The sequence below is a fragment of the Candidatus Protofrankia californiensis genome, from assembly GCF_900634765.1.
Taxonomy (GTDB): Bacteria; Actinomycetota; Actinomycetes; order Frankiales; family Frankiaceae; genus Protofrankia; species Protofrankia californiensis.
Map to the genome: position 1 here is coordinate 1 of NZ_CAAAFT010000406.1, position 7,493 is coordinate 7,493.

The 7,493-nt window shown below is 69.1% G+C and carries 8 protein-coding genes; 2 read left to right on the forward strand and 6 right to left on the reverse strand.

The window, feature by feature from the left end; all coding sequences use genetic code 11:
- From DD1DGNOD_RS20670 to DD1DGNOD_RS20680, 3 genes are all read right to left on the reverse strand, one after another.
- On the reverse strand, positions 1–1,253 hold a 1,253-nt coding region (locus DD1DGNOD_RS20670), incomplete at its 3' end, for a DHA2 family efflux MFS transporter permease subunit (RefSeq protein ID WP_131770864.1).
- 207 nt (positions 1,254–1,460) lie between these two features.
- The gene (locus tag DD1DGNOD_RS20675; RefSeq protein ID WP_131768170.1) at positions 1,461–1,949 is read right to left on the reverse strand and encodes a MarR family winged helix-turn-helix transcriptional regulator; all 489 of its coding nucleotides are present in this window, start codon (positions 1,947–1,949) and stop codon (positions 1,461–1,463) included.
- Positions 1,950–2,105: 156 nt separating this feature from the next.
- Complete coding sequence (locus DD1DGNOD_RS20680; protein WP_165035194.1) at positions 2,106–3,167, reverse strand: substrate-binding domain-containing protein; 1,062 nt, start codon at positions 3,165–3,167, stop codon at positions 2,106–2,108.
- Positions 3,168–3,650: 483 nt separating this feature from the next.
- On the opposite strand from DD1DGNOD_RS20680, the gene pstS reads away from it, so the two are divergent.
- Positions 3,651–4,760, forward strand: a complete 1,110-nt coding sequence (gene pstS / locus DD1DGNOD_RS20685; RefSeq protein WP_165036933.1) for a phosphate ABC transporter substrate-binding protein PstS — start codon at positions 3,651–3,653, stop codon at positions 4,758–4,760.
- A gap of 74 nt (positions 4,761–4,834) precedes the next feature.
- Here pstS and DD1DGNOD_RS20690 read toward each other — a convergent pair whose 3' ends face one another.
- Positions 4,835–5,419 carry a TetR/AcrR family transcriptional regulator gene (locus tag DD1DGNOD_RS20690; protein WP_206443343.1) on the reverse strand — a complete coding sequence of 195 codons (585 nt, stop codon included), beginning with the start codon at positions 5,417–5,419 and terminating at the stop codon, positions 4,835–4,837.
- 74 nt (positions 5,420–5,493) lie between these two features.
- On the opposite strand from DD1DGNOD_RS20690, the gene DD1DGNOD_RS20695 reads away from it, so the two are divergent.
- The gene (locus DD1DGNOD_RS20695) at positions 5,494–5,946 is read left to right on the forward strand and encodes a DoxX family protein (RefSeq protein ID WP_131768172.1); all 453 of its coding nucleotides are present in this window, start codon (positions 5,494–5,496) and stop codon (positions 5,944–5,946) included.
- A 34-nt stretch (positions 5,947–5,980) separates the two neighbouring features.
- Here DD1DGNOD_RS20695 and DD1DGNOD_RS20700 read toward each other — a convergent pair whose 3' ends face one another.
- Both DD1DGNOD_RS20700 and DD1DGNOD_RS20705 read right to left on the reverse strand, forming a co-directional pair.
- The gene (locus DD1DGNOD_RS20700) at positions 5,981–6,217 is read right to left on the reverse strand and encodes a hypothetical protein (RefSeq protein WP_131768173.1); all 237 of its coding nucleotides are present in this window, start codon (positions 6,215–6,217) and stop codon (positions 5,981–5,983) included.
- Between the two features lie 75 nt (positions 6,218–6,292).
- Positions 6,293–7,493, reverse strand: a 1,201-nt coding sequence (locus tag DD1DGNOD_RS20705) for an ATP-binding SpoIIE family protein phosphatase (protein ID WP_165036935.1), incomplete at its 5' end; no start/stop codon positions are given.

The window sequence follows — 7,493 nt, forward strand, 5'->3', positions numbered from 1 at the left end:
AGGCCGAGCGCGCCGCCGGCCTGCAGCGTCGTGTTGACCAGGCCGGAGGCGAGTCCGGAGTCGGCGGGCGTGGCAGCGGACATGGCCAGTGTCGTCAGCGCCGGGAAGGACAGTCCCGCACCGACGCCGAGCAGCAGCATCGCCGGAAGGACGTCCGCGACATAGCTACCGTCCACAGGTGCGCGGGTGACCAGGACGAGCCCGGCCGCGCTGAGAACCAGGCCCGGCAGCAGCACGGCACGCTCGCCGAAACGGGCGTTCAGCTGTGTGGAGAAACCGAGCGAGAGCAGCCCGATCCCCAACGAGACCGGCAGGAACGCCAAGCCTGTCTGTACCTCGTCGTAGCCGAGCACCCGCTGCAGATACAGGGCACCCAGGAAGAACATCCCGAACATGCCGGCCACCATCAGGATCTGGACGAGGTTGGCCCCGACGACGTTGCGTGACCGGAAGATGCGCAGCGGCAGGAGCGGGTTGCTCGCGTTCGCCTGCCGCACGACGAACCCGGTGAGCAGGGCGACCGCGACAGCACCGAAACCGAGCGTGTGTGCGGAGGCCCAACCGTGGTCGGCCGCCGCGACAATCGTGTAGACACCGAGCATCAGCGCCGAGGTGACGAGGAAGGCGCCCGCGATGTCGGCTCCCGCGCGCAGCCCGATCCCGCGTTCGGCCTCGAGCAGGCGGGCGGCCAGCGCGGCGGTCACGATCCCCAAGGGGACGTTGACGAAGAAGATCCAGTGCCAGCTGATGGCCTGGGTGAGGACACCGCCGGCGAGCAGGCCGATCGAGGCACCGGCGGAGGCGACGAAGCTGTAGACGCCGATCGCCCTGGCCTGCTCCCGCGGCTCCGGGAACATCGTCACGATCATGCCCAGGATCACGGCGGAGGCCATGGCACCACCGACGCCCTGGACGAACCGCGCAATGATCAGCATCTCCTGGCTCCCGGACACGCCGCACAGCAGGGATGCCACGGTGAACACGCTCAGGCCGGCCATGAAGACGCGCTTGCGGCCGATCAGGTCGCCGAGCCGGCCGGCCAGGAGCAACAGGCCGGCGAAAGCGATCAGGTAGGCGTTGACGACCCAGGCCAGGCTTGACTGGGAGAAGTCAAGATCGTTCTGGATGGCGGGCAACGCCACGTTCACGATCGTCCCATCCAGAATAATCATTAGCATCCCGATACAGAGGACGACGAGCGCCGGCCAGCGGGAATCGCCGGCCCGGGTGGCCGATGCAACAGGCTCGGTCATGTGGTCGCCTCCTAAACGACGCGGGACCTGGGCCTCCGGCAGCGCGAAAAGAACATGATCGCGCCGCCTTCGGCCGCCGGTGACCCGGGGACTTGGGCCAAAGGCAACGCGCAAGAAGCATGATCGCACTGCCGGAGGCCCGCTGGGCTCGTGAGTATCAGGTGCGACCGTACCAGATAGTTTTGTTCAGGAAGATTTCTTTCGGAACTAATGGGCTCGGGGCGTGCGCCGCCGTACGGGCCGCTCACAGTGCACCGGCGTGGACAGCCGGCCCTGGACGAGCCGCACCAGCCCGTCGATGAAGGCGTCACGCTCACGGGCCGGGAGTGCCGCGAGCACGTCGTCGTAGATGCGGGCCACGATCTCGTGGGCCTGGGCGACCGTCCGCTTGCCCTCCTCGGTGACCCAGACGATGCGGGCCCGGCGGTCCGTGCTCGACGGCCGTCGCTGCACGAACCCCGCCTTCTCAAGCTCGTCGATCGTCACGACCATCGTGGTCTTGTCGAGGGCGCACAGTTCGGCCACCTGGCTCTGGGTCAGATCACACGACATCGCCCTGGACAGGACGAAATGGCCGCGCGGTGAGATGCCGAGCGCAGCGAGGCCGGCTGTCAGCTCGGTGGTCAGCGCGTGGCTTGCCTGTGACAGGAGGAAGGCGAGGTCCGCGACAGACGCTGCACGCGTGCTGATGGCCATGGAACAAGCGTAGCAATATACATCCACAACAAGATCTTTTTTTGCTGGAACAGCCGGCCGTCCCGACCTCGCACCAACCTCACATCGATCCGCGCCTCACATCGGCCCGCCTATCGGTGCGCCTATCGGTCCGCGCGGCATGGCCGTCGCATCCGATCATCGAGAGGATGCCGGCATGGAGTTCCAGACCTGGGTGAGCCGGCTGAGGGTGGCACCGCCCGTCGCCGGCAGGAGGTCGGTGACGCCGTCCGGTCGCAGGCCGTTGGCGGGGACGAACGGAGCACCCTCGGTCCCCAGACCCGAGCGGAACGCCTGGCTGACCAGCCATGTCTGCGAGTCCGGCTCGCGCAGAAAGCGGAGAAAGCCCGCGGCGGCCGCGCGCGACCCGGCCGGAGTGTCCCCCGGGTGCAACAGCAGGTATGGATGGTCCGACACGGGTGTTCCGTCCGCAGGGTAGACGGCGGTCAGCGGGATCGCCGGTTTGCCCTGGTTGTACCGCCAGACCTCCTGCTCGCTCATGACGAACATCGACGGGTGGTCGACCGCGGCGGAGGACTGATCCGTCTCCCCTGCCCTCGGCAGGCTCTGGAGCAACGACACGGTGTCCGATCCTGTCCGGCTGACTCGTGAGCGTAGCTTCCGCAGGGCGCTCACCACCAACGGCTGGTTCACCGCGGCAGCGGGCAGGTAGTCCTCCTGGCCGGGGCCACGGGCGGCGCCCGTCCAGGCGATGAGCGCCTCAAGCGCGGGGGTGGAACGGGCCGGGTCGGCAACCGCGAGCCGTATCGACCCCCACTCCGGGTGTCCGAAGGCAGCCCACCCCCGATCCTCGCCCAGCACGTGCAGAACATCCGCCCAACTGGGCGGATGCTGCGACCAGTGGAGAGCATCGACCATGCGGGCAGGCAGGGCGAGGACCAGCGGCGAGTAGGCCAGCGGTGGTCCGGTGCGCGCGGCAACGCCACCGGGCCCGCCACCGGAGCGGGCGGCACCTGGCGGCGCGGTGTCCAGAAGCCGCGACCACAGCGAACTGTCGGGAATCCACACATCCGGGCGCAGCCCGTAACGTACGCTGTCCCACCCGGCGGCCAGGGCCACGGCCACGGTCGCCGGCTCACGCGCCTGGACCCGGATGGTCGTGCACCCCCGGCCGGGACCGGCGGCGTAGCGGCTGGCGAGGGTGGAGACCGCCTCGGCGATGTCGCCGGAAGCGACCACGAGGAGCCGATCCGCCGAACACGCCGTATCGGCCGGTTTCGATCGCAGGTTGCCTACCAGCAAACCACCCAAAGCCACCAGCACGGTAACCAGTGGGACAGCCAGTATTCGATACGAAAGCCGACCGGCCCACTGATGAGCGTGGCGAGTCCCGTCGGTGTGGATCCCTTGAGTATGGTGAGCGGGTCGGACGCAGTGGGATGATGTGCGCCGCATGCCGCGAACAATAACCGCTCCCGACGACAGTTCCCCACTCAGTCACGTGTGCTCCGCTGCGCTTCACCCGCGTTCACTTCCAATTTGCCGGCTGTCCACGCGGACGGCGACGTCAGGTTTCCAGACCGCTGCAACCATCCATATTCGCGTATCCCATATAACAGGAGAATGAAAGCCGGGGGGCGGGACGTGTCCACAGCGCGGCGCACGCAGCCGCGGCGCACGCAGCGTCGCCTGCCCACGTCCAGACGACGGTCGCCGCTACGGGTGATAGTCGCTCAGTTTCTCGTCGTGGTCTGCCTGAGCCTGGCAGCCTGCTCAGCAGGCGGGCCGGACAATGCCGCCGACATCAGCCCGGACTCGCAGTGCGCCACGGGGAAGCTGACAGGTGCGGGCGCCACCTTCCAGAAGAACCTCCAAGCTCGGTGGATCAATGACTTCACCGCCCGCTGCTACGACGCCCATGTGACGTACGACTCGATCGGATCGGGCGAGGGCATTCAACGGTTCATCGCCGGCAGCGTGGATTTCGCCGGTTCCGACGCCGTCATGACAGAACAGGAACAACAAAAGGCCAACAAACGCTGCACCACGCCGGGAGCGAGCACGGCGGCCGGTTCAGCCCCGCCCGGCCGGGCGTTGCACATTCCCGCCGCGGGCGGCGCTCTCGTGTTCGTCTATAATCTGTCGGACGTGAATACCCTGCGCCTGTCGCCGTCGACGACCGCGGGCATCTTCCAGGGCGAGATAACCAGTTGGAACGACCGGCGGATAGCGGCGGACAATCCTGGCACCGCCCTCCCCGTGATGCCGATACACCCCGTACACCGCCAGGACTCCTCAGGATCGACCGACGTCTTCTCCCGGTACCTCAGTGCGGCGGCGGGAGCGTCATGGCGTCTCGGGATCGGCAAGGAACTGCCCTGGCCGGGCGGAACCGCCGCCAAAGGCTCGGACGCGGTGACGGCCAGCGTCATGCGCGACCCGGGCAGCATCACCTACGTGGAACTGTCCTTCGCCGCCGAGCAGGGCCTGCCGACGGCGGCGCTGCGGACCACCTCCGGTATATACGTCAAGGCCAACGGCATCAGCGTCGCCGCGGCGCTGGCCTCGGCCGCCTCCGCACCGAGACAACCTGACTACGGGGACCTTCGACTCCCGATCAACTACACGCCGGACGATCCACTCGCCTACCCGGCATCCGCGGTCACATACACGATCGTCTGCGTGCAGGGGAACGGCAACGCCGAGCTCCTGCGCAGCTACCTCGCCTACACCCTTACCCAGGGGCAGTTGAGCACCCGGACGATCGGCTACGCTCCCCTGCCCGACCTGGTCCTGTCCAAGGCCCGTCGACTCACGGCGGCCCTCGGCTGACCGCGGCTGGCATGCGTCCACACCGCCGCTGCCCCACCCGGTCGCTCCCACCCGCAACCGGCGCGGGTGTCGGGTCAGCCCGTTTCGAACAGCAGGCGCAGCACGGGCCGGGCTGCCGCCTCGAGGTCATACCCCACCTCTTCCGGGAGAGCACCGCCGAGCCACAGGGTCGCGAAGCCGTGCGCGATCGACCAGGCCGCCAGTCCTGCCTGGCGGGGCATGTCTCCCGTAGTGGCGCCGGGCAGCATGGCAAGCCCTGATCGCAGGGAGTCACCAGCGCGTTGTCGCGCCTGCAGGAGCTGCGGGTCCGCCGGGTGGTAGAGCTCCGGACGAAACATCACCTCGAAGTAGGCACGGTGGTCGACCGCGAAACGGACATACGCCACACCGATCTCCAACAGGTCCCCGGTGCGCTCCCCAGCCGCGACGAGTGCGTCGGCGAGCAGGTCGAAGCCCTCGGTCGCGACAGCTGTGAGCAACCCCGCCTTGTCCCGGAAGTGATGGACGGGTGCGGCGTGGGAGACACCCGCGCGGCGGGCCAGGTCACGCAGGCTCAGCTTCGCCGGCCCGGCCTCCGTCAGCGCCTGCACGGCCGCCGTCAACAGCACCCTGCGCAGATCCCCATGGTGGTAGGGCTTACCAGACATGATCTTCATCATAACTTGTCGTTGACAAGATACAGCTCAGGCTCGCAATCTAGTCACTGACAAGTTCCTTGTGCTGGAGGTCCGCTATGGCACCCCTGATCGCTGTGGTCGTCGGCTTCGTTCTTGCCCGCCTGATCGGCTGGGGTGTTGTGGACGCCCTGGACGGCTGGTACCCCGCGTTGCGCGTCGGGCTGGCGCTCATGTTCGTGCTCACGGGTCTGGCGCACTTCGCCGGCACACGGCGCGCGGATCTGGTCGCGATGGTCCCTCCCGCCCTGCCCAGACCCGATCTTCTGGTCGCCGTCACCGGAGTGCTCGAGCTGGCCGGCGCCGCGGGACTGCTGATACCGGCCACCGCCCCCCTGGCGGCCGCGGGCCTCGCGCTGCTCATGGTGGCGATGTTCCCGGCCAACCACTCGGCCGCCCGCCGCGGCCTGGCCCTCGGTGGAAAGCCGGTCACGCCCCTGCTGCCTCGCGCCGTGCTTCAGGTCCTCTTCGTCACCGCCGCGCTCAGCGTCGCCGCCGGCGGGTTCTCCTAGGACGGCCCCGTCCGCAGGCAGGATGCGCCAGGATTCACCGGCGCCGCCCCGGGTTGTTCACCCACCGGTCGGGGTCGACTCCGCCGAGCCAGCGGTCGATGTCGGCGCGCCACCAGACACGGGTGCCGCCCCAGGTCGCGGTACGGTTCACCACCGCAGCCGGAGCAGGCGCGCGAGGGTCGGTCCGTAGACGATGGTCGACGGCCTGACGGGTCACGCCCAGTGCGGCTGCGATGTCGGAAGAACCCACGAGCTGCGGTGAATCGCACACGGAAACGGACGATAACCCGTCAGGCGGGCCGCGCGACAGAGCCCGGGACAGGGGCCACAGACCACAACCCATCCGCTAGACGGGAGCGTCCCAGCCGTCGTCCCGGCTCGGAAGGCCCATGTCGAACGAATGCAGGGGCTGCTCAGCCCATATGGTCTTGCCCCTGGGCGTGTACCTGGCACCCCACCGTTGGGTGAACTGCGCCACGAGGAACAGGCCCCGACCCCCTTCGTCGGTGGTACGGGAGTGCCGCAGGCGCGGAGACGTGCTGCTGCCGTCGGACACCTCGCAGATCAGCGTGCGGTCACGGATGAGGCGCAGCCGGATCGGTTCGGTGGCGTATCGGATCGCGTTCGTGACCAGCTCGCTGACGATGAGTTCAGTGGTCAGCACCTCCTCGTCACAGCCCCATGTGACCAGCTGCCGTGCCGCGTAGGCGCGGGCAAGCGCCACCACGGCCGGATCGACGGGCAGGTCCCAGGAGGCGACCCGCTCCGCCCGCAGGGCATGGGTACGCGCGAGCAGGAAGGCGACGTCGTCCTCGGGACGGTCGGGCAGCAGAGCCTGGATCACCCTGTCCCGGATCTCCTCCAACGGCCGGTCCGCGCGGCCCAGCGCCACGCGCAGCCGGCTGAGCCCGGCGTCGACGTCGTTGTCACGGCCCTCGACCAGACCGTCGGTGTACAGGGCCAGCAGGCTGCCCTCCACCAGTTCCAGCTCGACGGACTCGAACGGCAGGCCGCCCAGGCCCAGCGGCGGGCCCCCGGGCAGGTCGAGGAAGTCCACCGTCCCACCGGGACTGACGACCGCGGGCGGGGGATGGCCGGCCCGGGCCAGCGTGCAGCGCCGGCTGACCGGGTCGTACACCGCGAAGATGCAGGTGGCTCCAAGCACGGCGGCGCCGGCGTTGCCCGCGGCGCTCTCCTCCTCGTCGGCGAGCCGGATGACCAGATCATCCAGGTGCGCCAGCAACTCGTCGGGAGGAAGATCGAGACCCGCCAGGGTGTGCACGGCGGTGCGCAGCCGCCCCATGGTCGCCGCCGCGTGCAGCCCGTGGCCCACGACGTCCCCGACGACCAGGCCCACGCGGGCACCCGACAGCGGGATCACGTCGAACCAGTCCCCCCCCACGCCCGCGCTCTCGTCCGCGGGCCGGTAGTGTGACGCCACCTCCACGGCGGTCTGTCCGGGCAGGCTGTGCGGCAGGAGGCTGCGCTGCAGGGCCAGGGCCGCGACGTGTTCCCGGGTGTAGCGGCGGGCGTTGTCGACCCACACC